Genomic DNA, 25,865 nt, shown 5'->3' with positions numbered 1-25,865 from the left:
CCGTGACCGAACGCCAGATCCGCTTGTTCGGCGACCCTGTGCTGAAGACCCTGTCGGAGCCGGTCGGCGAATTCGATGAGAGTGTCCGCAGCCTGGTCGAGGATCTCGTGGACACGGTTCTCCCGCCGGGGCGCGCCGGGGTCGCCGCCCCGCAGATCGGCGTGAGCCTGCGTGCTTTCAGCTACAACGTGGACGGCGAGGTCGGCTACATCCTCAACCCCGAGCTGGTCGAGGTCTCCGGGGAGCCCGAGCTGGTGGACGAGGGGTGTCTCTCGGTGCCCGGCCTGTGTTTCAAGACCGCACGGTATCCGTTCGCTCGTGTGCGCGGCATCGACCTGGACGGCGCCGAGATCGAGCTCTCCGGCACCGGGGTCATGGCGCAGGCCCTCCAGCACGAGACCGATCACCTCGAGGGGAAGCTCTACCTCGACCGTCTGGACAGGGACTCGCGCCGCGAGGCCATGAAGCAGGTCCGCGAGTCCGACTGGTTCTAGACTCGACGCCCTCGGGGGTGTCGGGATGACCGCCTGGGCCTCCCGCGGTCGCCGGAGGCGGGGAAGCGGGAACGCACAGCGGCCTCCTCGGCGGACCGTGCTGCTGTCGGTCGCCCAGCCCCGCGTGCTCAGTGGGCCAGGTGCTCAGTGGGCCAGCGAAATCCCCTGGGTCTTCGGGTTGTCGCTGTAGAGCTTGTCGATCACATCTGCGAAGTCCGCCAGGATCACGCTGCGCTTGATGCTGAGCTTCGGCGTCAGATGACCGCTCGCCTCGGTCAGCTCGGTGGCGAGGACGACGAACTTGCGGATGCTCTCCGCCCGGGACACGCGCGCGTTGGCGGCGTCGATGGCGCGCTGGATCTCCTCGTTGACGGCGGGATTGACGCTCGCCTCGGCGAGGGTCATGTCCCTATCTTCGCCGTTGTTGGCCAGCCAGACGGGGAGCATCTCGGTGTCGAGGGTGACCAGGGCTGAGATGAACGGCTTCTGGTCGCCGACGACGACCACCTGGCCGACGAGGGGATATGCGCGGATCGGGTCCTCGAGCGCGGCAGGGGAGACATTCTTCCCGCCGGCAGTGACGATCATCTCTTTCTTGCGGCCGGTGATCGTCAGGAAACCGTCTGCGTCGAAGGAGCCCAGATCGCCGGTGCGGAACCAGCCGTCCTCGAACGCTTCCGCCGTTGCTTCCGGGTTCTGCCAGTACTCCTTGAAGACGTTGACACCGCGCACCTGGATCTCGCCGTCGTCCGCGAGCCGCAGATCGACGCCGGGGAGGGCGGGGCCGACCGTGCCGATCTTGAACGTGTCGGGCCGGTTCACGGTGGCCGGGGCCGTGGTCTCGGTGAGACCGTAGCCTTCCAGGATCTTGATGCCGAGACTGTGGAAGAAGTGGCCGAGGTGGGAGCCGAGCGGAGCCGATCCCGACACCGCGTAGACCACGCGGCCGCCCATCGCAGCGCGCAGTTTGGAGAACACGAGCCGGTCGTACAGCGCGAACCTGACTTTGAGGCCGAACGGCACTCTCCCCGCCTCGACCGCCCGGGAGTGCTCGACCGCGACCTCAGCGGCGGCGCGGAAGATCTTGCCGTGCCCGCCGGCCTCCGCTTTCTGCTCGGCCGAGTTGTACACCTTCTCGAACACGCGCGGCACGGCCAGGAGGAACGTCGGTCTGAAGCTCGCGAGCGCCGGCAGCAGCTGCTTCGTGTCCGCCTGGTGCCCGACCTTCACCCCCGCGGTCACACAGAGCACGGAGATGAACCGCGCGAAGACGTGAGCGGTGGTGATTAAGAGGAGAGTGGAGGCGCCCGGCTGCTTCACGACCTCCTGCAGAGCCTCGGCCGAGTTCCGCGCGAGTTCCACGAAGTTCGAGTGCGTCAGCACGCACCCCTTCGGGCGGCCGGTCGAGCCGGAGGTGTAGATCAGCGTCCCGATGTCCTCGCCGTGGGCGAGGTTCCGGCGGCGCTCGATCTCCTCGTCCGGGACGGCCGCGCCGGCGGCGGCGAGCTTGCCGAGGTCGCCGAGGTGCAGCTGCCAGACGTTCTGGACGAAGGGGAGGTCGGCGTGTACTTCGTCGAAACGGGAGAACATCTCCGCGTTCTCCAGGATGATGGTGTTCGCGCCCGAGTCCGCCATGTTCCACTGGATCTGCGCGGGGGAGGAGGTCTCGTAGATCGGCACCAGCACGGCACCGGCGAACCAGACAGCGAAGTCGATGAGCGACCACTCGTAGCGCGTTCTGCACATGAGGCCGATCTTGTCGCCCGGCTGCACGCCTGCGGCGGCGAGGCCTTTGGCCAGCTCGACCACCTGACGGTGGAACTCGGCGGCCGTCACGTCCGTCCAGCTCGCACCGTCGGGCAGGCTGAAGAGCGCGGCGTCCGGGGTGGCCCGCACTCGCTGCACGAGCAGATCGGTCGCGTTGGCCTCGGGGTCGGCGGGGACGAGAGCGGATGTCTCTGACAGGTTCACGGCAGCTCCCTCGATACCGGGTGGGCTTTCCGGCCGAATGGCTTCGGCCACGGACGGTTAATGACACTCTAGAGGGTGCGCTGGTCTCTACTCTAGAGGGTGCGCTGGTCTCTCGTGACTGGCCCGCCCCATCCCATCCTCCCCTAATGTAATTGGAGTGCTCGCTTATGCACGCGATCGGCATCGATATCGGCGGGACCAAGATCGCGGGCGCTGTCGTCGACGAACTCGGCGCGATCGTCCGCGAGGACAGAGTGGCCACCGACGCCACCCGGCCCGAGGAGATCGAGAACGCCGTCGTCGCGATGGTCCAGCGCCTGTCAGACGGACCGGAGCGGATCGTCGGCGCGGGCGTCGCCGCCGCCGGCTTCATCGACGCCGGCCAGTCGATCGTCTACTACGCGCCCAACATCAACTGGCGCTCCGAGCCCGTCCGGGAGAAGCTCGAGAAGCGTCTCGACCTCCCCGTTATCATCGAGAACGATGCGAACGCGGCGGGATGGGCCGAGTTCCGGTACGGGGCCGGCCGCCTGGTGAGCGATATGGTGATTCTGACCATCGGCACCGGGGTGGGCGGTGCGATCGTGAGCGACGACCGGCTCTTCCGCGGCGGCTTCGGCGCGGGCGCCGAGATCGGCCATATGCGCGTCGTCCCGGGTGGCCGGCCCTGCGGCTGCGGCGCGCGCGGCTGCATCGAGCAGTACGGCTCCGGCCGGGCTCTGCAACGGATCGCGGGCGAGCTGGCCGACGCCGGCGGCATCGGCCAGGCGCTCGCCGATGTCCGCCAGCGCAAGGGCTCGCTCGGCGGAGCGGACATCTCCGAGCTGATCGGGGCCGGCGACGCGGGCGCTCTCGCGGCCCTCCGCCAGCTGGGCGACTGGCTCGGCCAGGCCTGCGCCAGCCTCGGCGCCATCCTGGACCCGCAGCTCTTCGCCTTCGGCGGCGGCGTCGCGCAGGCGGGGGAGCTGCTGCTCGAGCCGATCAGGCTGGCCTACCTCGAGAATCTCCCCGCGCGCGGCTACCACCCGGAGCCCGAGTTCCGCATCGCCGAGCTCGTCAACGACGCCGGTGTGGTCGGAGCCGCCGACCTCGCCCGCCTGCACGCCGCCTCGCTGTGACGACGTCGCGGGGGAGCGCTCCGCGGGTTAGGCTTTCGATCGATGTTCTACTGGTTGATGAAGTACGTCATAGCGGGGCCGCTCTTGCGCGGCGTCTTCCGCCCCTGGGTCGTCGGGCTCGAGAACGTCCCGAAGGACGGCGCGGTGATCCTCGCGAGCAACCATCTGTCGTTCATCGATTCGATCTTCCTGCCGATCGTCGTCGACCGGCACGTCTCGTTCCTCGCCAAGAGCGACTACTTCACGCGCCGCGGTCTCAAGGGGTGGGCGACGAAGGCGTTCATGACCGCCACCGGCCAGCTCCCCATCGACCGCTCCGGCGGCAAGGCTTCGGAAGCCTCCCTCAACACCGGCCTCGCCGTCCTCGCGCGCGGCGAGATCCTCGGCATCTACCCGGAGGGCACGCGAAGCCCGGACGGCAAGCTCTACCGTGGCCGCACCGGCGTGGCCCGGATGATCCTGGAGGCCGGTGTGCCGGTCGTCCCGGTCGCGATGGTGGACACTGCCGAGATCATGCCCATCGGCAAGCGGCTGCCCAAGCTCGGCCGCATCGGCATCGTCATCGGCGAGCCGCTCGACTTCTCGCGCTTCGATGGGATGGAGGGCGACCGCTTCATCCTGCGCTCGGTCACCGACGAGATCATGTACGCGTTGCACGGTCTCGGCGACCAGGAGTACGTGGATGTCTACGCCAGCACCGTGAAGGAGAGGCGCGCGGCTCCCTCCGTCTGAGGGTGGCGGCCTCCGCGGTCACGCGGACCACGCACCCTCCTCGGCGCGATAGGCTCGGTAGTCAATCTATCCCACGTCTATTGAGCGGAAGAAACAGTGCTGCAGACCACAGACCCCGTCATCGTCCCGGACGAGTCCGTGATGGAGGGCCTGGACTATTGGCGCACGCTGCCGATCGAACAGCAGCCGGAGTGGCCGGACAAAGACGCGGTGACGGCGGTTTCGGCCGAACTAGCCACCCTGCCGCCGCTCGTCTTCGCCGGTGAGGTGGACCAGCTGCGCACCCGGCTCGCGCGCGCGGCCGAAGGCAACGCCTTCCTGCTCCAGGGCGGCGATTGCGCTGAGACCTTCGCGGACGCGACCGCCGACCAGATCCGCAACCGGGTGAAAACGGTGTTGCAGATGGCTGTCGTGCTCACCTACGGCGCGTCTGTGCCCGTCATCAAGATGGGGCGCATGGCGGGGCAGTTCGCCAAACCGCGCTCCAGCGACACCGAGACGCGCGGGGATGTCACGCTTCCCGCCTACCGTGGCGACATCGTCAACGGGTACGACTTCACACCGGAGTCGCGCCAGGCCGACCCACGCCGGCTCGTCCAGGGCTACCACACGGCCGCCTCGACGCTGAACCTCATCCGCGCGTTCACGCAGGGGGGTTTCGCCGACTTGCGTCAGGTACACAGCTGGAACAGAGGTTTCGCGGCGAACCCGGCCAACCAGCGCTACGAGGGTCTGGCCCGTGAGATCGACCGCGCCATCAAGTTCATGGAGGCCGCCGGTGCGGATTTCGACGAGCTCAAGCGTGTCGAGTTCTACTCCAGCCATGAGGCGCTCCTCATGGACTACGAGCGCCCGATGACGCGCATCGACTCCCGCACCGGTTCGCCGTACAACACCTCGGCGCACTTCGTGTGGATCGGTGAGCGCACCCGTGATCTGGACGGCGCGCATGTCGACTTCCTCTCCCGCGTCCGCAACCCGATCGGCGTCAAGCTCGGGCCGACCACGTCGCCGGACGATATGCTGCGCCTGATCGACAAGCTCGACCCGGAGCGCGAGCCCGGCCGCCTGACCTTCATCACACGGATGGGAGCGGGCAAGGTCCGGGAGGCGTTTCCGCCACTCCTCGAGGCCATCAAACGCTCCGAAGCCCGCCCGCTCTGGGTCACCGACCCGATGCACGGCAACGGCCTCACCACCCCGACCGGCTACAAGACGCGCCGCTTCGAGGACGTCGTGGATGAGGTCAAAGGCTTCTTCGAGGCTCACCGGGCGGCCGGGACCAACCCCGGCGGCATCCACGTCGAACTCACGGGAGACGATGTCACGGAGTGCCTGGGCGGCTCCGAGCACATCGACGAGGCGACCCTGGCCACCCGCTACGAGTCGCTCTGCGATCCCCGCCTCAACCACATGCAGTCCCTCGAGCTGGCCTTCCTGGTCGCGGAAGAGCTCAGCCAGCCCTGACCTGTTCCCGCACCCCTGCCCGTCCCCACCCCCGTTATCCCGCACGAAAAGGAGGAGATCCGGCCCCTCCAGGTCCGGATCTCCTCCTTTTCCCGCTTTTCGGCTTCTCTCGGCTGATATCTCCTCCCTTTCCACGTACCTCGTTGTGGGAGGAGGGGCGAGGGAGCAGAGTTAGAAGCCGGCGAAGTTGACGGTGACGGTGGAGCCCTTATCGGCCTGGGTTCCGGCTCCGGGGCTGATCTTGGAGACGACGAACGCGGCCGGGAGGAGATCGGCGGCAGAGGAGTACTTGAGAGCGAAGCCCGCCTCGGTGAGGGTCTTCTTGGCCTTGTCCCAGGTTTGGCCGACCACGTCCGGAACAGGGACCGGCTCGGGGCCTTTCGATGTCGTCAGGGCGACGGTGTCGCCCGGACGGACCACCGCGGACTGCGGTTGTGCGGAGATCACGTCGCCCTTGGCGATGGTCTCGCTGTAGCTTTCCGGCCCGGCGGTGACTACGAGGCCCGCCTTGCGCAGGAGCGCGGTGGCGCTCTCCACAGACTTCCCCGCAACATCCGGAACGGGACCGACCGACACCACGAGATCGACGGAGGCCGCCTCGAAATACGGTCCGCCGCCGGAGATGTCGCCCCCGTCGGAGGTCTTCGTCGCGGAGATGACGGTTCCGGAGTGTACCTTGCCGTCGAACTGCTCGGCGACGGCCCCCACCTTCGCCCCGACGCCGGCGATCGCGGCCTTCGCTGTGTCGAGGGGGTGTCCGGCGAGCGGCGGGATGGTGACCGGCTTCGGGCCCTGGGAGACGCGCAGCGTCACGGTCGAGCCACGCCCGGCCGATGTCTCGGCCACCGGAACGGTGCTCGAGACCTGCCCGGCGGGCACGGTCACGCTGTACTCCTGCGTCTGTCGGGTCCGGAATCCGAGCTCCGTGAGCTGCGCGGCGGCGGCGGCGGGTGTCTTGCTGACCACGTTCGGGACGCTGACGAGCGAGCCGGGACCGGCGCCGAAGTACCATCCGGTGCCGCCGGCCAGTCCCGCGAGCAGGATGACGAACGCGAACAGCCACCAGCCCTTCGCTCGGCGGCGCGCGGAGGCGGCGCTCAGCCGTTCGGTGGCGCTGGGCGTGTTGGCGGCGACCTGCTGGCGGATGGCCGGGTTGATGATCTGGGTGTTGCCCTCCGCCGCCTCGAACGCCGGCGGCAGCACCATAGTCGGCTGGAGGCCGGCTTCGCCGCGAAGGGACTTCTCGGCCTCGACGAGCCGGTCGAACAGCTCGCGAGCGTCCTTGGGGCGGCGGTCCGGGTCCTTCTCGGTCGCCCACTGCACGAGATCGTCGAGCTCGGCGGGCACGGCCGTGTTCTTGCCGCTCGGCGTCGGGACCGCGTCGTTGGCGTGCTGGTAGGCGATCTGCATCGGCTGTTCGCCCTGGAAGGGCTGCTCGCCGGTCAGCATCTCGTACATCATGATGCCGAGCGCGTAGATGTCGCTGCGGGCGTCCGCGACGCCGCGGGTGACGAGTTCGGGCGAGAGGTAGGCGATCGTGCCGAGGAGCGCCTGGCCGGTGGCGGTGTTCGCGCTCGCGGCGCGGGCGAGGCCGAAGTCGCCGATCTTGATGCGTCCGTCGTCGGCGAGCAGCACGTTCTCGGGTTTCAGGTCGCGGTGAACGATGCCCGCCTTGTGGGCGGCGGCGAGCCCGCTCAGCACCGCCTCCATGATGTCGATGGTCTGCTCGGGCGTGAGTTTGCCGTAGTCCTTGAGCAGATCGCGGAGCGTGATCCCGGGCAGGTACTCCATGACCAGATACGCCATGTCGGAGTCCTGGCCCTGGTCGAAGACATTGACCACGTTCGGGTGCGCGAGGCGCGCGGCCGAGCGGGCTTCCTGAACGAAGCGGTTCTTGAAGGTGGTGTCGTCGGCGAGGTGGCCGTGCATCACCTTGATCGCCACGCGGCGCTCGAGGCGCAGATCTGTGGCGAGGTAGACCGTGGCCATCCCGCCGCGCGCGATCCGCGAGCGCACCTGATAGCGGCCGTCGATCAGACGGCCGATCAGGGGATCGGTCTGGCTCGTGGTCACGGATCGAGTCTAAGGAACGGCGCATGCATGAGCCCTGCAAAACACCGGAGGAAGCGAGGGCCGTGATCCGGCTGTGACATTCCGCTCAGCCGAGCTGGGCGACCCAGGCCCGTGCGGACGCCTCCCATTTGGCGTAGGCGTCGGGGTGGGCGGAGAGCTGCACGGCCTGTGCGGCCTGGGCGACGCTCATCGAGGTCCATCCGGGGATGTCGAGCAGGCCGCGCGTCTTCCCTGTGTTGGGGTTCCCGCCGCCGCCGAAGAAGGCGCGGGTGGCGCGGTCGGCGTCGAGCACCTGGGCCGGGGTGCCCCAGCCGGTGCTCGGGCGCTGTTGGAACAGCCCGAGCGAGTCGCGGTCGCCATGGCGGATATTGCGCAGACCCGACTCCTGCGCGGCCGCGGCCAGCGCGATCACGATGCCCTGGTCGCTGACCCCCTCGGCGCGGCCGACCCGCACGATGAGCTGTGCGTTCGCGCGCATCTCCTCGCTGAGCGGGATGACCGGGCCGGTCTCCGCCGAGGCGTTCGGCCGAGCGCTGGGCTGGTTCACCGCCGGTGGCACAGCCGGAGCCTGCGCCGGTGCGGCGACGGCAACAGCGGACCCACCGGGGATGGTGATCAGCTGGCCGGGGAAGATCAGGCTGGAGGAGCTGAGTCCGTTCGCGCTGAGCACGGTCGCGGTCTTCACCCCGAACCGTGCGGCGATGCCGCTGATGGTGTCTCCGCGCACGACTTCGTACTTCGTCGCTTCCGGTGAGCGGTCCGGCGTCGACACGGTCGTCGGCGCCGCGGCGCCGCTGAGCGCGAGCAGCTGGCCGGGGAAGATCAGGCTTTTCCAGGAGAGCCCGTTGAGCGCGAGCACACTCGCCGTCGACAGGCCGAAGCGCGCGGCGATGCCGGAGACCGTGTCGCCCTCTCGCACACGGTAGCTCGAGGGCGCGGCGGCGAGGGCGGTCTGGGCCGGTGCTGCTGAGCGGGCTGCCGCCGCAGGGACGACAGAGGTCACCGTGTCGTGTGCGCCGGTGCCGTCGCGTTCGTCCTCACCCTCCTGCGGCGCTTTGTCGCGTGACCGCTCGGCCGGCGGCGCGGGCAGAGCCTGCGCGGGGGCGATCAGTCCCACCGTGACGGCGATGGACCCCGCCACCGCGATCGGCACACGTCCCAAGACGCGCCCGAGCAGGTGGCTCGCTGTGTTCTCGGTCGGCGACATCGTGACCCCCAGAAGAGTGGCATGGCGGCTTCAACGCTGGCACAAGCTGAGCAGGGAGTCAAACACTGTGACAGATGTGAAACGCGTTTACATAACCGTAACATCGGGCGCGCTTCGTGCGAAGCGTCCGCGCGTGGCACGCTTGTGGTGTGAACGAGCAAGCCCAGGCCATCGAGTGGCTGACCGTCCCCGATCTCGTCGAGCAGCTGGGGGTCGGCGTCAGCCGAGTACGCCGGCTCATCGAAGACAACCATCTCGGCGCCAAGCGTATCGACGGCGTCCTGAAGGTCCCCGCCGTCTTCCTCCGCGACGGGGAGCCGCTGCGCGAGCTGCGCGGGACGCTCATCCTGCTCGGCGACGACGGCTTCGGCCACGAGGAGGCCGTCGACTGGCTGCTGTCCGAGGAAGACAGCCTCGGCACCTCGCCGATCGAGGCGCTGCGCGCTGGCCGCAAGGCCGAGGTGCGCCGGGTCGCGCAGGCGCTGGCGTAGCGGCTTCGGCTCTCAGGCCGCGCGCCGGGTGACCGTCACGGCGAGGGCACGCAGCTGAGCCTTCGCGGACTCCCCAATCGGCGCCGTCTCGAGCGCTGCGATCGCCCGCCCCACACTGTCGGCGATCATTCGCTCCACCTTCTCCACCGCGCCGGACTGGCGGATGGTGAGCTGCAGGGTCTCGATCTGTCCCGCTGTCAGGTCCGGGTCGCCGAGCAGTTCGTCGAGGGTGGCACGGGCGCCCGCCGGGAGCGCTTCGCGGGTGAGGGCGATCAGGACGGTCCGCTTGCCCTCGCGGAGGTCGTCACCGCTCGGCTTGCCGGTGACGGCGGCGTCCCCGAACACGCCGAGGAGATCGTCCCGCAACTGGTAGGCGATCCCGAGAGGGAGCCCGAAGCCGCGCAGGGCGTCGAGCTGACCGGCGCTCGCCCCGGCGAGACTGGCCCCGATGAGAAGCGGCGACTCGATGGAGTACTTGGCCGATTTGTAGACGATCACGCGCTCGGCGCGGGCGAGCTGGTCAGCATCGGGCCGGCCGGCCCAGCCGATCTCCTCGAAGAGGTCGAGGTACTGCCCGGCGGTCACGTCGAGGCGCATCCGGTTGAACTCCGCGCGGGCCGCTCGGCGTGCGGCCGGACTCACGGTCTGCCCGATTCCCTCCTCGAACAGTTCGTCGCTCAGGATGAGCAGGAGATCGCCGAGGAGTGTCGCGGCGCCCGTGCCGAAACGCTCCCCGGACCCCGACCAGCCTTCGCTGTCGTGAAGGCTCTCGAACCGCCGATGCGCGCTCGGCGCGCCGCGCCGTGTGTCGGAGTTGTCGATGAGGTCGTCGTGGACCAGCGCGGCGGCGTGGAAGAGCTCCAGGGCGCTCGCTACGGAGACGACGGCATCCAGCGGCCCGCCGGCTTTCACCGTCCCGTCGGCAGCGTCTTCGCCCGATGCGCTCACCGCTTGCCAGCCCCAGAAGCAGAAAAGCGCCCGGAACCTCTTGCCGCCGCTGAGAAAGTCCCTCGAAAACTCTGCAATGGGCGAGAGCTCATCGGCGATGGAGATGAGAATAGACGCACGTGCATCGAAGAATCCATCGAGCCTGGACTGAATGAGGTCGACGAATCGAATGCTTTCTGACACACGCCTAGCCTAGTCAGACCCCGTACAGCTACAATCGGCCACACAACGCCTAGAACCCGCCAGAAAGAGGGGGATTCCGGATGCCGCTTTCAGAACACGAGCAGCGCCTCCTCGAAGAGATGGAGCGCAGTCTCTACCAGAACGACGCCGATTTCGTCGCGAAGGTCGGCGGCAAGCGCGCTCGGCCCGCCTACCGTTCGATCGTTCTCGGGGTCCTCGTGGCCGTGGCCGGGGTCATGGTGCTGGTCACCGGCGTCTTCGTCCAGCAGCCCATCGTCGGCCTTCTGGGCTTCGTCGTGATGTTCGCGGGCGTGCTTCTTGCCATCGCCCCCGGAAAGCGCATCGCCGTCGACCCGGATGCCCCCGCGCAGACCCGGGGCAAGCCGGTGCGCAATCAGAGCGGGTTCATGGAGCGCATGAACGACCGCTGGGACAAGCGTAACGACGGTCAGGGCTGAGCCGAACGACCGCACTTCCTGTGTGAGGCCCGCCGCTGGTGGGCCTTTCTCGTGTCCGCCCCGCTCTCCTCCACAACGCTCCCCTTCCGTCCAGCCTCAGGACCGATCTTTCCGATCGGTCCTTTTTCGCGTCTCTTCCTCGGTCCTTTCGGGGGAGGCTCCTCCATTTCCTTCCACCACTTTTCTCCTTGGAATTACGGGGAATGAGTCCCCCCAAACGAGGCAATATTCCAAGATTGCCTAAATTTGTGGATGAAAGTGGAGTAAAGTGGAGTCGCACCGCAACCTTGGCCGGGAGAGGGGAGTGGAATCCGATGTTCCTCGGTACCTATGCCCCGAAGCTGGACGAGAAGGGGCGCATCATCCTGCCGGCCAAGTTCCGGGAGGAGCTCGCGTCCGGACTCGTGCTCACCCGCGGTCAGGAGCACTGCGTCTACGTCTTCTCGCAAGCGGAGTTCCAGTCGCTCCACGAGAAGATCCGGCAAGCGCCGGTGACGAGCAAACAAGCCCGCGACTATCTGCGCGTCTTCCTCTCGGGGGCGAGCGCGGAGGTCCCGGACAAGCAGAACCGGGTGACCGTCCCGCCAGCGCTCCGCTCCTATGCGGGCCTCGATCGCGATCTGGTCGTGATCGGCGCAGGGAGCCGCGCGGAGATCTGGGACGCCGAAGCGTGGGAGACCTATCTGGCCGAGCAGGAAGCCGCATTCGCGAACACAGAGGAGGAGGTGATTCCGGGACTGTTCTAGCGCCTGGCGCCGGACTCCCAGCCATACGCCCTGACACCACTTCCCCGGTGTCAGGTCGGGATGGATGGGGATCGGGCGCCAGGGGCTCGACCGGAGAAGGCCATGAGCGACGACATCCACGGCGGCATCCACCTCCCGGTGCTCCTCGAGCGCTGCATCGGACTCCTCGCCCCCGCGCTGCGGGAGCCGGGCGCAGTGATCGTCGACGCCACGCTCGGGATGGGCGGCCACTCCGCCGGCATCCTGGCTCGGTTCCCGCACGCGACGCTCGTCGGGCTCGACCGCGATCCGGAAGCGCTTGCGATCGCGGCGGAGCGCCTGGCCCGCTTCGGCGACCGCGTCCACCTCGTCCACACGGTCTACGACGGCATCCGAGAGGCGCTCGACGGCCTCGGCATTCCCGAGGCGCAGGGAGTGCTGTTCGACCTCGGCGTCTCCTCGTTGCAGCTCGACCGGGTGGAGCGCGGTTTCTCCTACTCGAAGGATGCGCCGCTCGACATGCGGATGGACGGCACGAGCGACCTGACCGCCGAGCGGGTGCTGGCCGAGTACTCCGAGGCCGCCCTGCGCCGCATCTTCCGCGACTACGGCGAGGAGAAGTTGGCCGCCCGGTATGCGCAGCGCATCGTGGCGGCGCGGCAGCAGGGGCCGATCACCCGCTCGGGCGAACTGGTCGACATCCTTCAGCGGGCGGCGCCGGCAGCGATTGCGCGGCAGGGCCACCCGGCCAAGCGCGTATTCCAGGCGCTGCGCATCGAGGTGAACCAGGAGCTCGCGGCGCTGGAGCGTGCCCTCCCGGCGGCGATCGACGCGCTGGCCGTCGGTGGCCGCCTCGTCGTGGAGTCGTACCAATCGCTGGAGGACCGCATCGTCAAGCGGGAGTTGCAGACTCGCTCCCGTTCCAGCGCACCCGCGGGGCTTCCGGTGGAGCTGCCGGAGCACCGGCCCGAGCTGAGACTGCTGATCCGCGGCGCCGAGCTGGCGGACGACGACGAGAAGGCCGCCAACCCGAGGGCCGCTCCCGTCCGTCTGCGGGCGGCCGAGCGGACCAGGGCATCTGAGGATCGGAGGGGCTCATGAGCACGAACGCGGTGGGGAGTCGCCGCCGGCCGACCGCTCTCTGGACCGGGGGGCCGGTCGGCGCGAGTCAGGCGGCGACGGCGGCAGTGCTGCCGGAGCGCGAGGAACGGCACGAACGAGCCGGGCGGGATCGCCGGGTCCACCTCGAAATCGTCAGCACCCGGAGCCAGCGCCGGGCCCGGCCGCGCGCGCTGTACGCGGTGATCGCGGTCTCTGCGCTGCTCGCGATCGTGGTGGTCCAGTTGCTCCTCAGCATCGGGATCTCGCAGGGCGCGTACCAGCTGGGCTCGTTGCAGTCGAAGCAGACGGAGTTGCAACGGTCGTACCAGGCGGCCTCCGAGGACCTCGGCCGGCTCACCTCTCCGCAGAACCTCGCCGCGAACGCGAACACGCTCGGGATGGTCAGCAACAGCAACCCGGCCTATCTCCGGCTGTCGGACGGGGCGGTGCTCGGGGCGCCGCTCGCCGCGACGGGTGCGGCCGGCACGGTCACCGGGGCTCAGGGCAATCTGGTTTCGAACGCGCAGCTGCAGGGCGTTCCGCTGGTGACCGCTCAGGGCCCGCCGCAGAGCGCGACGGCGCAAGCTGGGAATTCCGCAAGCGGGGGTGCGGCGTCCAAGCGGACCGAGACTCCGTCCGTACCGTTGGAAGGAGCGTTGCCGACACCGGTGACGCACTGATGGGGAAGAACGGTAGCCGCGGAATGTCCGACAAGAAGACGCTCCGGCGCCGCACCGCACTCACCGCTGTCGGCGTCGCCGTGTCGGTGATGATCCTTGGCGGCAAGCTGGTGGACATCCAGGTGGTGAACGCCGAGGCGCTGCAGAAGAAGTCGGAGAGCGCCAAGGAGGACTCGACGACGCTGTACGGCGACCGTGGGGACATCGTGGACGACTCCGGCAAGGTCCTGGCCACGACGGTCTACACCTACACGGCTCAGGCCTCCCCGTCGGACGCCGTCGCCAAAGGCCGCGAGCAGATGGTGCAGGCGGCCGCGAAGATCGGCGCGATCACGGGCCAGGGCGGCGACGCGGTCGTCGCCCTGTTCGACGACGCCCTCAAGGGGAACCCGAAGTCGAAGTACGTCCTGATCAAGAGCGGGATGGGCGTCACCACCTTCGACAAGCTCGACAAACTCCCGTATCCGTGGCTCACCTTCACCAAGACGCAGGCCCGCAGCTACCCGAACGGCGCGGTCGCGGGGAATCTGCTCGGCTATGTCTCGCAGAGTGGCAACGGCGGCCTGGAAGCGAGCGAGAATTCCTGCCTCGCCGGGCAGAACGGCGTTCAGACGTACCAGGGCGGCGCCGACGGCGTGGCTATCCCGGGCAGCACCGTGGTGCAGAAGGCCGCCAAAGACGGCGGAACGGTGAAACTCACGATCGACAGCGATCTGGAGTGGTTCGCCGAGCAGACGCTGGCCCAGCAGGTGCGGGCCACCGGCTCGACGTTCGGCTTCGTCACGGTCGCAGAGGCGAAGACCGGCAAGATCAAGGCGATCGCGCAGTATCCGTCGCTGGACCCGAACAACATCTCGGCGACGGACCCGTCGTACTGGAATCTGCTGCCGTTCACCGACCCCTACGAGCCGGGTTCGACGTTCAAGGCGCTGACCGCGGCGATGCTGATCGACCAGGGCAAGGCCAGCCCCACCTCGCAGGTGCTCGCCCCCTACGAATGGAAGTCGGGCAACGGTGCGGACCTGCACGACTCGGGCTACCATGCTCCGCTTCGGCTGACGCTGACCGGCGTGCTCATGATGTCCTCGAACACCGGCATGTCGCAGCTCGGCCGGGCGCTGAGTGACCAGACCCGCTACGACTATCTCAAGAAGTTCGGCATCGGCGAGGACACCGGCCTGCCCTACCCCGGGCAGTCGGACGGCATCCTGCGCCCGGTGGGGGACTGGGACGACCAGACCAAGTACGCCACCATGTTCGGTCAGGGTGTCTCGGCTACGCAGCTGCAGATGGTCGGCGCGTATCAGGCGCTCGCCAACGGTGGCACCCGTATCCCGCTCACGATGGTCGAGAGCTGCACGCAGTCGGACGGCAAAGAGAAGACCCTCCCGAAGCCGCAGCCGGTGCTGGTCGTCTCACCCCAGGCGGCCGCCACGACGCTCGGGATGATGGAGTCGGTGGTCACCAAGGGCGAACTCAAGAAACAGCTCCAGATCCCCGGTTACCGCGTCGCGGCGAAGACGGGAACCGCTCAGCAGCCGGACGGGAAGGGGGGCTACCTGCCCTCGTACTACGTCTCCGTGATGGGCGTCGCGCCGCTGGACGATCCTCAGTACGTGGTTTCGGTCAACCTCGGATACCCGACTACCATTACTTCATCGGCAGCAGCCGCTCCGCTGTTCCACACGATCATGAGCCAGGTGCTGAAGACTTACCGGGTGAAGCCCTCGACGTCGGGCTCGGCCGACTATCCTCCGTATTATTGAAAGTGAGCCCCGTGACCGGACCGGCGCCCTCCACTCTGCGCCCCGAGCATCCCGTCGCCCGCCCGCTCGCCCAGCTGGTCGCGCTGTTCGGGTTGGATGTCCGGGGTGACCTCGACGGCGTCGAGGTGACCGGGGCGGCTCTCGCGAGTTCCGCCGTCGAGCCCGGCGATCTCTACGTCGGCGTCCCCGGCCGGAACGCCCACGGCGCGGCTTACGCCGCCGAGGCCGCCGAGGCCGGCGCTATCGCCGTGCTCACCGACGGGGAAGGCGCGGACCTCGCCGCCGCTGCGGGCCTCCCGATCGTCGTCACCGCCGACCCTCGGGCGGCGCTCGGCGCCGTCGCGGCCTGGATACACCGCACCGAGGACAACGCGGCGACGCTGTTCGGCGTCACCGGCACGAACGGCAAGACGAGCGTCGTCTACCTGCTGTACGCGATCCTGGGCCAGCTCGGAGTCGTCGCTGGACTCACCTCGACGGCCGAGCGCCGGATCGGCAAGCACGCCATCACGAGCACACTCACCACACCCGAGGCCACCGAACTGCACGCCCTGCTCGCCCGGATGCGGGAGGAAGGCGTGCGTGCCGCCGCGATCGAGGTCTCGGCGCAGGCGCTCAGCCGCCACCGCGTCGATGGGATCGAATTCGACGTGGTCGGTTTCACCAACCTCAGCCACGACCACCTCGACGACTACACGGCGATGCCGGACTACTTCGCCGCGAAGCTGGAGCTGTTTCAGCCGGACCGCGCCCGTCGCGGCGTCGTGACGGTGGACTCCGAGTGGGGGCGCACACTCGTCGAGCAGTCGCGCATCCCGGTCACGACGCTCTCGAGCGCGGCGGAAGCGGAGGCCGACTGGACGGTGACCGTCCTCGAGGAGAGCCTGGCCCGCACCGCGTTCGCGCTGGAGGGTCCCGGGGGACGCCGGCTGGAGACGAGCGTTCCTCTCCTCGGCGCCTACAACGCCTCGAACGCGGCGCTCGCGATCGTGATGCTGGTGGAGTCGGGCTACGATCTCGACGCCATCGGCGCTGCGTTCGAGCGCGACGGCGGCATCGACGCCTACATCCCGGGCCGTGCCGAGCGTCTCTCCGGCGACCTCGGTCCCGTTGTGTTCATCGACTACGGCCACACCCCGGACGCCTTCTCCTCGACGCTCGCGGCGCTGCGCCGCGTGAGCGCGGGCAGGATCGTCATGGTCTTCGGCGCCGACGGGGACCGCGACACCACCAAGCGCGCCGATATGGGCGCCATCGCGGCCCGCGGCGCGGACGCCGTGGTGATCACCGACTTCCACCCGCGCTGGGAGGACCCGGCCGCGATCCGCGCCGCCCTTCTCGAGGGCGCGCGGAACGCCGTTCCGGAGCGCGAGCTGTACGAGGTCCCCGACCCGCGCACCGCCTTCCGCACCGCGCTTTCGCTCGCGGGCGAGGGGGACGTGGTGCTGTACGCCGGTCCCGGACACGAGGATTACCAGGAAGCGGCGGGGGAGCGCATCCCCTATTCCGCCCGGGACGATGCCCGTCTCGCGCTGCGAGAGGCCGGGTGGCTGTAGATGATCGCTCTCACTCTGGCCGAGATCGCCGCCGCGACCGGCGGGCGTCTCCTCCTCGGGAGCACGGATGCCACACCGTGTACCGTCGTGGACGGGCTCTCCACCACCGATTCGCGCGAGGTCGTCCCCGGCGCGATCTTCTTCGCGAAGCCCGGCGAGGCGACCGACGGCCACCTGTTCGTGCCGCAGGCCCTCGAGGCCGGCGCCGCGCTCGTCGTGGTGGACCGCGAACTCGACGTCGCCGGGCCCCAGCTGGTGGTGGAGGACACCGTCGTGGCCCTCGGCGATCTCGCGACCGAGGTGATCGCCCGTGTCCGCGCCCTCGGGAACCTCCGGATCGTCGGGATCACCGGCTCGAACGGCAAGACCACGACCAAGAATCTGCTGCGCGCCATCCTGGAACAGAGCGGCCCGACCGTCGCCCCGCGCGCCTCGTTCAACAACGAGGTCGGTGCGCCGGTGACGATGCTCGAGGTCTCCGAGAGGACGCAGTATCTCGTCGCCGAGATGGGCGCGAGCGGCATCGGAGAGATCGCCCGGCTGGTGCGCATGGCGCGGCCCGACATCGGCATCGTGCTCACGGTCGGCCTCGCGCACGCCGGCGAGTTCGGCGGGATCGAGAAGACCCTCGCGGCGAAGACGGAGATGGTCAGCGACCTACTGGACTCGGATGTCGCCGTCCTGAACCGGGACGATCCGCGGGTGGCGTCGATGGCGGACAAGACCGCGGCCCGTGTGCTGTGGTTCGGTCTGGACGACCGCGGCGCGGTGCGGGCCAGCGACATCCGCTCGACCTCGCGCGGCACGTCCTTCGTTCTGCGCTTGCCCGGTGCGGACGGGGGCGGCGCTGTCTCGCGCCCGGTCCGGTTCCGCGTGCTCGGGGAGCATCACGTCATGAACGCGCTGGCGGCGGCGGCGGCGGCCCACACGCTCGGCATCGGCATCGACCGCATCGTGGCAGGGTTGGAGACGGTCCAGCGCGCCGAGCGCTGGCGGATGGAGGTCCTGGGTGGCGCGGGCGGTGTGACCGTGATCAACGACGCCTACAACGCCAGCCCTGATTCGATGTCGGCCGCTCTGAAGACGCTCGCGCAGATCGCCGGGCCGGGGGAGCGGACCATCGCCGTGCTCGGCGAGATGAGCGAGCTTGGCGAACTCTCGGGCGAGGAGCACGACCGCATCGGACTGCTCGCGGTCCGTCTCGGCATCGACCAGCTCATCGTCGTCGGCCCCCCGGCGCGCCGGATGCACATCACGGCGATCAACGAGGGCTCCTGGGATGGCGAGTCGCTCTACTGTGAAAGCCAGGACGCGGCCTACGACCATCTGAAGGACACGCTGCGCGCCGGGGACACCGTGCTCGTCAAATCCTCCAACTCGGCGGGCTTGCGCTTCCTCGGCGACCGACTGGGAGAATTGTTCTCGTGAGAGCCCTGCTGACCTCCGGCGCACTGTCGATGGCGTTCACGCTTTTCCTGACACCGGTCTTCATCCGGCTGTTCCGCCGTCTGCAGTGGGGCCAGTTCATCCGCGACGACGGCCCGCAGAGCCACCACGCCAAGCGCGGCACCGCCACGATGGGCGGCATCGTTGTGATCCTTGGCACGCTCTTCGGCTACTTCGTCGCGCTTCTCCTCACCGGCGACGAGGCGAGCGTGTCGGCGCTGCTCGTCCTCTTCCTCATGGTCGGGCTCGGCTTCGTCGGCTTCGTCGACGACTTCTTGAAGACCCGCCGCGAGCGGAGCCTGGGGCTCACCGGCTGGGCGAAGGTCGCCGGCCAGGTGTTCGTCGCGACCGTGTGGGCGCTCCTGGTGATCATGTTCCCGAACGGGCGTGGTGCCACACCGGCCACGATGAGCGTCTCGTTCATCCGTGACCTGCCTGGTCTTGACTTCGCCAACATCACCCGCTTCGGTGCGATCGGCCTGATCGTCGGCTACGGGCTGTATCTGATCTGGATCAATTTGATCGTCGCTGCCGCCTCGAACGGCGTGAACGTGACCGACGGGCTGGACGGTCTCGCCTCCGGCGCGAGCATCCTCGCCATCGGCGCGTACATCATCATCGGTTTCTGGCAGTCCATCCAGTCCTGCGCGAGCTCGACGCTGAACCCCGAGAATCTGTCCAAGTGCTATGACGTGCGTGATCCGTTCGACCTCGCGGTGGTCGCGACCGCGATCGTCGGCGCGGTCGTCGGCTTCCTGTGGTGGAACACCTCGCCCGCGCAGATCTTCCTCGGGGACACCGGCTCGCTGGCTCTCGGCGGCGCTGTCGCCGCGCTGGCGATCCTGAGCCACACCGAGCTGCTGCTGGTGCTGATCGGCGGCCTGTTCGTCATCGAGGCCGGTTCGGTGATCGTCCAGCGGGCATACTTCAAGCTCACGCACGGCCGGCGCATCTTCCTGATGAGCCCGATCCACCACCACTTCGAGCTGAAGGGCTGGGCCGAGGTCACCGTGGTGGCCCGATTCTGGATCGTGGGCGGACTGCTTGTGGCCGCCGGCGTCGGCACCTTCTACCTCGAATGGCTCGCCACATGACCCCAGCGGAGGAGCGCCTCGCCGCTCTGACCAGCTGGCACGCCGACTGGTCGGGCCTGCGGGTCGCGGTGTACGGGCTCGGAGTGACCGGATTCTCCGTCGCGGACACCCTGGCCGAGCTGGGCGCGTCGGTGCTCGTCGTCGCGTCCCGGGCGGACCCCGAGCGTGCGATGCTCCTGGACGTCATCGGCGCGGAGCTGCTGGAGCAGGCCGATCTGAGCGCACCGCCGGAGAGACTGAGCGCGTTCGGCCCCGAGCTGATCGTGGTCTCCCCGGGCTTCCACGCGGACCACCCGCTGCTGCTCTGGGCGGACCAGCGGGGCGTCCCGGTCTGGGGCGACATCGAACTGGCGTGGCGGCTGCACGACAAGACGGCTCCTCCGGGCAGCGGCAACAGCCCGGCCGACTGGATCTGCGTCACGGGCACCAATGGCAAGACCACGACCGTGCAGCTCACCGCGACCATGCTGCTCGCGGGCGGCTCCCGGGTCGCGCCGTGCGGCAACATCGGCGTCCCCGTGCTCGACGCCATCCGCGATCCGCAGGGCTTCGATGTCCTCGTGGTTGAGCTGTCGAGCTATCAGCTGCACTGGATCAACCGCAACGCCGGGGGCGAGCTCTCGCCGTACGCAGCCGCCTGCCTCAACATCGCGGACGACCACCTCGACTGGCATGGCTCTCTCCAGGCGTATGTCGCCGCGAAGGCGAAGGTCTACGAGAACGCGCAGGTCGCCTGCGTGTACAACCGGGCGGATGAGGCCACCCTGCGGATGGTGGAGGAAGCGGAGGTCGTGGAGGGCGCCCGCGCGATCGGCTTCGGCCTCGATGTGCCCGGCCCGAGCGACTTCGGGATCGTGGACGGCATCCTGTGCGATCGTGCCTTCTTGGACGATCGCCTCCACAGCGCGATCGAGCTCACCACGCTCGAGGAGCTGCGCGAGGCCGGCCTCGCCGCCCCGCACATCGTGGCCAACATTCTGGCCGCGAGCGCGCTCGCCCGCTCCTACGGTGTTGAGCCGTGGGTGGTGCGGGATGTGCTCACCGCCTTCCGCTTGGACGCGCACCGCATCGAGCTGGTGCGCATCGAGGCCGGGGTCAGCTGGGTGGACGATTCGAAAGCCACCAATCCGCACGCCGCGGACGCATCGCTGCGGGCCTACCCGTCGGTGGTCTGGGTGGTCGGCGGGCTGTTCAAGGGCGTGGACCTCGATGGCCTCGTGAAGCGGCACGCCGCGCGCCTTCGAGGTGCTGTGCTCATCGGCGCCGATCGAGACCCGCTGCGCTCCGTATTCCAGCGACACGCGCCCAGGCTCCCCGTGGTCGAGGTGGACGCCGACGAGACTGAGCACGTCATGCCGACGGCGGTCCGGCTGGCCGCTGCTCTCGCCCGAGACGGGGACACGGTCTTGCTCGCACCGGCGGCGGCGTCGATGGATCAGTTCTCCGACTATGCAGAGCGCGGGCGCCTCTTCCAGGCGGCCGTCAACGAATACTTGGGAGGTGAGGCGGATGACGGCAGCTCCGCCTCGCGTCCCAGTTCCGGCGGCTGAACCCGCTTCCCGGCTGTCGGGCATCGCCTCCCGGATTTCCCTGGGACGGTCGGCCTCGAGCGAGTCCGCCGACTATTTCCTGCTGCTCGGCACAACCCTGTTCATGGTGGTGTTCGGCCTGGTCATGGTGCTCTCCTCGTCGGCCGTGGAGTCCCACAACGACACCGACAACTTCTTCTCGCGGTTCTGGTCGCAGGGTGCGTATGCGCTCATCGGGCTCCCGCTCATGTTCCTCGTCTCGCGGCTGCCGGCCCGCTTCTGGCGCAAGACGATCTGGTTCTTCCTGGCCGCGGCCTGCTTCCTGCAGTTTCTCGTCCTCGTGACGCCCCTCGGCGTCGAGATCGGCGGCAACCGCAACTGGCTGCGCATCGGCTCGCAGACCGTGCAGCCTTCGGAGGCGATCAAACTCGCCCTGGTGGTCTGGCTCGGGGTGGTGCTCGCCCGCAAAGCCGATCGGCTGAGCGATTGGCGGCACGTCGCCATCCCGGTCCTCCCCGTCGCGGGCGGTGCGATCGGGCTGGTGGTGCTCGGCGGCGACCTCGGGACGACCATGGTCATGGCCGGGTTCGTGCTCGGGGGCATGTACTTCGCCGGTGTTCGGCTGCGGTACCTGTTCGTGGGGGTGGTGGGGATCGGAATCCTTGCGTTCTTCGTCGCGACCTCCAGCGCTAGCCGCCTCGGGCGCATCGCCGCCCTGTTCGGCGGTTCCAGCGCGGCGAACCCCGACGTCAACTGGCAGATCGACAACGGCTTCTACGCGCTCGCCTCCGGCGGCGTCTTCGGCGTCGGCCTCGGAAACTCGCACTCGAAGTGGTCCTGGCTGCCGGCGGCCGACACCGACTTCATCTTCGCGATCATCGGCGAGGAGCTGGGCCTCATCGGCGCTGTCGTCGTCCTCCTGCTCTTCGTGATGCTGGCCTTCGTGTTCCTGCGCATCATCCAGGCCTCCGCCGAACCGTTCGCTCGGGTGACCACGGCGGCGATCATGGTCTGGCTGATCGGGCAGGCGTTCGTGAACATCGCGGTGGTCCTCGGCGTGATCCCTGTGCTCGGCGTCCCGCTCCCACTGATCTCCGCGGGGGGGGACTGCCATGATCAGTTCTATGATCGCGATCGGAATCGTCCTCTCCTTCGCCCGCCAGAACGCCCGCGACGCCCGCGCCGCGAAGGGCCTGGCCGAGTGACCGCCTACCTGCTGGCCGGCGGCGGCACCGCCGGCCATGTGAACCCCCTGCTCGCCGTCGCCGACCGCCTGCGCCGTGACGACCCCGCCGCCGAGATCCTCGTGCTGGGGACAGCGGAGGGCCTGGAGGCGCGCCTGGTGCCTGCCCGCGGCTATGAGCTGGCGACCATCCCGAGGCTCCCGTTCCCGCGCCGGCCCAACGCCGCCGCGGTGCGCTTCCCGGGCGAGTACCGGCGCTCGGTCCGCGCGGTCGGCGACCTGATCCGCGCGCGCGGAATCGCCGCCGTGGTGGGCTTCGGCGGGTACGCGGCTGCGCCGGCCTACTCTGCCGCGCGCAAAGCGGCCGTGCCGCTCATCCTCCACGAAGCCAACGCCCGGCCCGGTCTCGCCAGCCGCCTGGGCGCCCGCTACACGCCGTGGGTGGGTGTCGCCTTCGAGGGCACGAGGCTTCCGCACGCGCGGTTCGTCGGAATGCCGCTGCGCCCCGAGATCGAGGAGCTCGACCGGGTCGCCGCGCGTCCGGCCGCGCTGGCCCACTTCGGCCTCGCCGCCGACCGGCCGACCCTGCTCGTCACCGGCGGTTCCCTCGGCGCGCGCCGGATCAATCAGACGATCGCCGCGCGGGCCGCCCGGCTGACGGAGGCCGGCTGGCAGGTGCTGCACATTCAGGGCGGGCGCGGGGAACTGAGCGACCCCGGCCTCCCGCACTACCGGCTGCTCGGCTACTGCGACCGGATGGACCTGGCGCTCGCGCTCGCCGATTTCGCTGTCGCGCGGGCGGGCGCCGCGACCCTGTGCGAGTTCGCGGCCCTGGGCATCCCCGCCGTGTACGTGCCGTTTCCGATCGGCAACGGGGAGCAGCGCCACAATGCGGCCGGTGTGGTCGCGGCCGGCGGCGGCATCCTGGTCGACGACGCAGGTTTCCTGCCCGACTGGGTGGATGCGCAGCTGCTCCCGCTGCTGGCCGACCGTGCCCGTGTGGCCGGGATGGCGGAGCGCGCCGCGAGCGTCGGCGTCCGCGACGGCTCCGACCGTGTGGTGTCGCTCATCCGGACCGGGCTCTCGGCGGCTTAGCGTCATAATGGTGGAAGTTCCGTAAACCGAAAGCAGCGCGCGTGACGATCAAACCCGACCTGGCCCTGACCATCCCCGACGAGCTGGGAAAGCTCCACTTCGTCGGCATCGGCGGGTCGGGGATGAGTGGCATCGCCCGGCTGTTCCTCGAGTCCGGGCACACCGTGACCGGTTCCGACGTCCGCCACTCGGCGAATGTGGACGCCCTCCGCGCGCTCGGAGCGAACATCGCGATCGGCCATGACGCGGCGAACGTCGGCGACGCCGACACGCTGGTGGTGACCGGCGCGCTCTGGCTGGACAACCCGGAGTACCGGCTCGCGCTCGAGAAGGGCCTGCCCGTGCTGCACCGCTCGCAGGCGCTCGCGTGGCTCATCGCCCGGAAGCGGCTCGTCGCGGTCGCCGGCGCCCACGGCAAGACGACGTCGACCGGGATGATCGTCACCGGCTTGCTCGGACTCGGCGAAGACCCGAGCTTCGTCAACGGCGGCGTCATCGCCTCGCTCGGCACGAGCTCCCGGGCCGGCAGCGGTGAGCTGTTCGTGGTCGAGGCGGATGAGTCGGACGGTTCTTTCCTGCTGTACGACACGGCCGTCGCCCTCATCACCAACGTCGACCCCGACCACCTCGATCACTACGGCTCGCTGGAGGCGTTCGAGGACGCGTTCGTCGCCTTCGCCGAGGAGTCCGCCGAGTTCGTCGTCCTCTCCTCCGACGACCCCGGCGCGCAGCATGTCACCCGCCGGCTGCGCGAGGCCGCGCCCGGCAAGCGCGTGCTGACCTTCGGCGAGGCGGAGGACGCGGACATCCGCGTGGACACGATCGTCACGGACGGTCCGGTCGCCTTCACCCTGAGCCAGGGCGGCGACGTGTACTCCGCCCGCCTCCGTGTGCCCGGCCGGCACAACGCGATCAACGCGGCCGGCGCTTTCGCTGTGCTGACCGGTCTCGGCTTCGAGCCGGCCGCCTCTCTCGCGGAGATCGCCGAGTTCGGGGGAACGGAGCGCCGCTTCGAGCTCCACGGAACGGTCGCGGGCGTCAGCGTCTACGACGACTACGCCCACCACCCCACCGAGGTTGCCGCCGCGCTCTCCGCCGCCCGAACGGTGGTCGGCGACGGCCGCATCATCGCGGTCCACCAGCCGCATCTGTACAGCCGCACCCGTCTGTTCGCGAAAGAGTTCGCGGAGACGCTGGAGGCCTATGCGGACGAGACCGTCGTGCTGGATGTCTACGGCGCGCGCGAGGACCCCGAACCCGGTGTGACCGGCGCGCTCGTCGCGGACCGGTTCGCCCACCCGGAGCGTGTCGCGTTCATCGCGGACTGGCAGGCCGCGGCCGATCACACGGCCGAGATCGCCCGCGAAGGCGATTTCGTGATCACACTCGGCTGCGGCGATGTCTACCGCATCGTTCCGCAGCTGCTCGACTCGCTCCGTCGCGTGCGGGAGTAGCCGGTGAAGCGCCCGCAAGGATTCGACCGGACGGCCGCCGCGTCGTCTGCGGCCGTGCCGCGGGCGGAGGAAACGGCCACGCTGGGGACGGAGCCGGAACCGGTCGCACCGGCGCAGGAGTGCCGCGCGCCGCGCGCGGCCCCCGAGGCTTTCCCCGCCGGGGCATCGCCCTACGACCGCCTCCCCAGCAATCGCGAGATCGGCAAGGCCCTCCGGGCTGCGCGCAAGGAGCGTCGGCGCCTCGAGCGCGCGGAGGTCCGGCGTTTCACCAGACGCTCGCGCCGCCGCAAGCAGGTCTGGACGGTCGCGGGCGCCGTCGTCGGGGCGCTCGTGCTCGGTGTGGTGCTGGTCGGCTTCTCCCCGCTGCTCGCGTTGAAGAACATCGAGGTCACCGACACGGAACGCCTCGACCCCAAGGTCATCCGGCAGAAGCTCGATGATCAGCTCGGGCGGCCTCTCCCGCTGCTCGACCAGACGGCGATCTCAAGGGATCTGGCCGCCTTCCCGCTCATCCGCAGCTACAGTCTCGAGAGCCGCCCGCCCGACACGATCGTCGTGCGCGTGGTGGAGCGCCAGCCGATCGGAGCGATCCAGCAAGGCTCCGCTTTCACACTGGTGGATGCCGCCAAAGTGCCGATCTCCTCCACTCAGACGCGTCCGGAGGGCATGCCGCTCATCGCCGCCAGCGGCCCCGCCGCCGACGCGAACGCGGACTCGGGCTTCGCCGCCGCTGCGGGTGCGCTGTCGGCGCTGCCCGCGGATGTGCGTGCGCAGGTGGACACGATCACCGCGAAGACCAAGGACGATGTCTCGTTCACGCTGCGCGGCAGCGGTGCGACGGTGGTGTGGGGGAGCGCGGACGACTCCGCGCTGAAGGCTGCCGATCTCGCCGCCCTTCTGAAGAGCGTCCCGGGGAACAGCCGCTACGACGTCTCCTCCCCGCACAGCGTGACCACGGGCTGAGCGCGATGACGACGGGATGCGCCGGGAGTTTCCCGACACGCCTTGTGGCTGCCGGGGCGGGCGGCTCCGCGCCTCTACCGTCGAAAGAGAAAATTGCATACTCAGCATAACTTTAAACCTCGACTTGAGGT

The 25,865-nt window shown here is 69.2% G+C and carries 21 protein-coding genes and 1 pseudogene; 18 read left to right on the top strand and 4 right to left on the bottom strand.

The features are described 5' to 3' along the window. The first annotated feature begins 2 nt into the window (after positions 1-2). Positions 3-494: a peptide deformylase gene (gene def, locus O159_RS07505; protein WP_021755162.1), complete on the top strand. Its 492-nt coding sequence runs from the start codon at positions 3-5 to the stop codon at positions 492-494. Between the two features lie 144 nt (positions 495-638). Here def and O159_RS07500 read toward each other — a convergent pair whose 3' ends face one another. Beyond that, positions 639-2,465, bottom strand: a complete 1,827-nt coding sequence (locus tag O159_RS07500) for an AMP-dependent synthetase/ligase (RefSeq protein ID WP_021755160.1) — start codon at positions 2,463-2,465, stop codon at positions 639-641. Positions 2,466-2,632: 167 nt separating this feature from the next. On the opposite strand from O159_RS07500, the gene O159_RS07495 reads away from it, so the two are divergent. The 3 genes from O159_RS07495 to O159_RS07485 all read left to right on the top strand — a co-directional run bounded on the left by O159_RS07495 (position 2,633) and on the right by O159_RS07485 (position 5,782). Next, the gene (locus O159_RS07495) at positions 2,633-3,583 is read left to right on the top strand and encodes an ROK family glucokinase (RefSeq protein WP_021755158.1); all 951 of its coding nucleotides are present in this window, start codon (positions 2,633-2,635) and stop codon (positions 3,581-3,583) included. Positions 3,584-3,625: 42 nt separating this feature from the next. Then, the gene (locus tag O159_RS07490; RefSeq protein WP_021755157.1) at positions 3,626-4,315 is read left to right on the top strand and encodes a lysophospholipid acyltransferase family protein; all 690 of its coding nucleotides are present in this window, start codon (positions 3,626-3,628) and stop codon (positions 4,313-4,315) included. A gap of 141 nt (positions 4,316-4,456) precedes the next feature. After that, the gene (locus tag O159_RS07485; protein ID WP_043994135.1) at positions 4,457-5,782 is read left to right on the top strand and encodes a class II 3-deoxy-7-phosphoheptulonate synthase; all 1,326 of its coding nucleotides are present in this window, start codon (positions 4,457-4,459) and stop codon (positions 5,780-5,782) included. Positions 5,783-5,953: 171 nt separating this feature from the next. Here O159_RS07485 and pknB read toward each other — a convergent pair whose 3' ends face one another. Together pknB and O159_RS07475 are read right to left on the bottom strand one after the other, a co-directional pair. Further along, entirely contained in the window at positions 5,954-7,855 is a 1,902-nt protein-coding gene (gene pknB / locus O159_RS07480) for a Stk1 family PASTA domain-containing Ser/Thr kinase (protein WP_021755155.1), read from the bottom strand. 85 nt (positions 7,856-7,940) lie between these two features. Further along, positions 7,941-9,062: a lytic transglycosylase gene (locus tag O159_RS07475; RefSeq protein ID WP_021755154.1), complete on the bottom strand. Its 1,122-nt coding sequence runs from the start codon at positions 9,060-9,062 to the stop codon at positions 7,941-7,943. Positions 9,063-9,211: 149 nt separating this feature from the next. Between O159_RS07475 and O159_RS07470 the strand changes: the two genes are divergently transcribed. Next, positions 9,212-9,553, top strand: a complete 342-nt coding sequence (locus tag O159_RS07470) for an Rv2175c family DNA-binding protein (RefSeq protein ID WP_021755153.1) — start codon at positions 9,212-9,214, stop codon at positions 9,551-9,553. Between the two features lie 12 nt (positions 9,554-9,565). On the opposite strand, the gene O159_RS07465 is transcribed toward O159_RS07470, so the two are convergent. Then, positions 9,566-10,684, bottom strand: a complete 1,119-nt coding sequence (locus O159_RS07465) for a polyprenyl synthetase family protein (protein WP_021755152.1) — start codon at positions 10,682-10,684, stop codon at positions 9,566-9,568. An 80-nt stretch (positions 10,685-10,764) separates the two neighbouring features. Here O159_RS07465 and O159_RS07460 point away from each other — a divergent pair, with 80 nt between their 5' ends. From O159_RS07460 to O159_RS07400, 13 genes and pseudogenes are all read left to right on the top strand, one after another. Then, on the top strand, positions 10,765-11,142 hold the full coding sequence (locus tag O159_RS07460; RefSeq protein ID WP_021755151.1) for a DUF3040 domain-containing protein: 378 nt from the start codon (positions 10,765-10,767) through the stop codon (positions 11,140-11,142). A 314-nt stretch (positions 11,143-11,456) separates the two neighbouring features. Then, positions 11,457-11,888 carry a division/cell wall cluster transcriptional repressor MraZ gene (gene mraZ / locus O159_RS07455; RefSeq protein WP_021755150.1) on the top strand — a complete coding sequence of 144 codons (432 nt, stop codon included), beginning with the start codon at positions 11,457-11,459 and terminating at the stop codon, positions 11,886-11,888. Between the two features lie 102 nt (positions 11,889-11,990). Next, a complete protein-coding gene (gene rsmH, locus O159_RS07450; RefSeq protein ID WP_021755149.1) occupies positions 11,991-12,968 on the top strand; it encodes a 16S rRNA (cytosine(1402)-N(4))-methyltransferase RsmH in 978 nt (325 codons plus the stop codon). Then, positions 12,965-13,648 (top strand): hypothetical protein, encoded by a 684-nt coding sequence (locus O159_RS07445; RefSeq protein ID WP_021755148.1) that lies wholly within the window; start codon positions 12,965-12,967, stop codon positions 13,646-13,648. The genes rsmH and O159_RS07445 overlap by 4 nt, the downstream gene beginning before the upstream one ends. A 23-nt stretch (positions 13,649-13,671) precedes the next feature. Further along, on the top strand, positions 13,672-15,414 hold the full coding sequence (locus O159_RS07440) for a peptidoglycan D,D-transpeptidase FtsI family protein (protein ID WP_043994131.1): 1,743 nt from the start codon (positions 13,672-13,674) through the stop codon (positions 15,412-15,414). Between the two features lie 11 nt (positions 15,415-15,425). After that, a complete protein-coding gene (locus O159_RS07435) occupies positions 15,426-16,970 on the top strand; it encodes a Mur ligase family protein (protein ID WP_021755146.1) in 1,545 nt (514 codons plus the stop codon). Next, positions 16,971-18,398 (top strand): UDP-N-acetylmuramoyl-tripeptide--D-alanyl-D-alanine ligase, encoded by a 1,428-nt coding sequence (locus tag O159_RS07430; RefSeq protein ID WP_021755145.1) that lies wholly within the window; start codon positions 16,971-16,973, stop codon positions 18,396-18,398. It abuts the gene before it with no gap. Continuing rightward, a complete protein-coding gene (gene mraY / locus O159_RS07425) occupies positions 18,395-19,510 on the top strand; it encodes a phospho-N-acetylmuramoyl-pentapeptide-transferase (protein ID WP_021755144.1) in 1,116 nt (371 codons plus the stop codon). Before O159_RS07430 ends, mraY begins: the two co-directional genes overlap by 4 nt. After that, entirely contained in the window at positions 19,507-21,060 is a 1,554-nt protein-coding gene (murD, locus tag O159_RS07420; RefSeq protein ID WP_021755143.1) for a UDP-N-acetylmuramoyl-L-alanine--D-glutamate ligase, read from the top strand. Before mraY ends, murD begins: the two co-directional genes overlap by 4 nt. Next, a pseudogene (locus O159_RS07415) lies at positions 20,960-22,084 on the top strand (peptidoglycan glycosyltransferase FtsW); the annotation flags it as partial. The gene murD and the pseudogene O159_RS07415, both read left to right, overlap by 101 nt. A gap of 156 nt (positions 22,085-22,240) precedes the next feature. Then, positions 22,241-23,317: a UDP-N-acetylglucosamine--N-acetylmuramyl-(pentapeptide) pyrophosphoryl-undecaprenol N-acetylglucosamine transferase gene (locus O159_RS07410; protein ID WP_043993635.1), complete on the top strand. Its 1,077-nt coding sequence runs from the start codon at positions 22,241-22,243 to the stop codon at positions 23,315-23,317. Positions 23,318-23,358: 41 nt separating this feature from the next. Further along, positions 23,359-24,771 (top strand): UDP-N-acetylmuramate--L-alanine ligase, encoded by a 1,413-nt coding sequence (gene murC, locus O159_RS07405; RefSeq protein WP_021755141.1) that lies wholly within the window; start codon positions 23,359-23,361, stop codon positions 24,769-24,771. A gap of 3 nt (positions 24,772-24,774) precedes the next feature. Further along, positions 24,775-25,734 carry an FtsQ-type POTRA domain-containing protein gene (locus O159_RS07400; RefSeq protein ID WP_236609452.1) on the top strand — a complete coding sequence of 320 codons (960 nt, stop codon included), beginning with the start codon at positions 24,775-24,777 and terminating at the stop codon, positions 25,732-25,734. Positions 25,735-25,865 lie beyond the last annotated feature (131 nt).

It is taken from the genome of Leifsonia xyli subsp. cynodontis DSM 46306, from assembly GCF_000470775.1.
GTDB lineage: Bacteria > Actinomycetota > Actinomycetes > Actinomycetales > Microbacteriaceae > Leifsonia > Leifsonia cynodontis.
This window is presented reverse-complemented; position numbering and strand designations above follow the sequence as displayed.

Excerpts from the sequence above, each read along its gene's own strand:
- O159_RS07495 (WP_021755158.1), top strand. The coding sequence starts at position 2,633 with ATGCACGCGATCGGCATCGATATCGGCGGGACCAAGATCGCGGGCGCT.
- O159_RS07490 (WP_021755157.1), top strand. The coding sequence starts at position 3,626 with ATGTTCTACTGGTTGATGAAGTACGTCATAGCGGGGCCGCTCTTGCGC.
- O159_RS07485 (WP_043994135.1), top strand. The coding sequence starts at position 4,457 with ATGGAGGGCCTGGACTATTGGCGCACGCTGCCGATCGAACAGCAGCCG.
- O159_RS07475 (WP_021755154.1), bottom strand. The coding sequence starts at position 9,062 with ATGTCGCCGACCGAGAACACAGCGAGCCACCTGCTCGGGCGCGTCTTG.
- O159_RS07460 (WP_021755151.1), top strand. The coding sequence starts at position 10,765 with ATGCCGCTTTCAGAACACGAGCAGCGCCTCCTCGAAGAGATGGAGCGC.
- mraZ (WP_021755150.1), top strand. The coding sequence starts at position 11,457 with ATGTTCCTCGGTACCTATGCCCCGAAGCTGGACGAGAAGGGGCGCATC.
- rsmH (WP_021755149.1), top strand. The coding sequence starts at position 11,991 with ATGAGCGACGACATCCACGGCGGCATCCACCTCCCGGTGCTCCTCGAG.
- O159_RS07445 (WP_021755148.1), top strand. The coding sequence starts at position 12,965 with ATGAGCACGAACGCGGTGGGGAGTCGCCGCCGGCCGACCGCTCTCTGG.
- O159_RS07440 (WP_043994131.1), top strand. The coding sequence starts at position 13,672 with ATGTCCGACAAGAAGACGCTCCGGCGCCGCACCGCACTCACCGCTGTC.
- O159_RS07430 (WP_021755145.1), top strand. The coding sequence starts at position 16,971 with ATGATCGCTCTCACTCTGGCCGAGATCGCCGCCGCGACCGGCGGGCGT.
- murD (WP_021755143.1), top strand. The coding sequence starts at position 19,507 with ATGACCCCAGCGGAGGAGCGCCTCGCCGCTCTGACCAGCTGGCACGCC.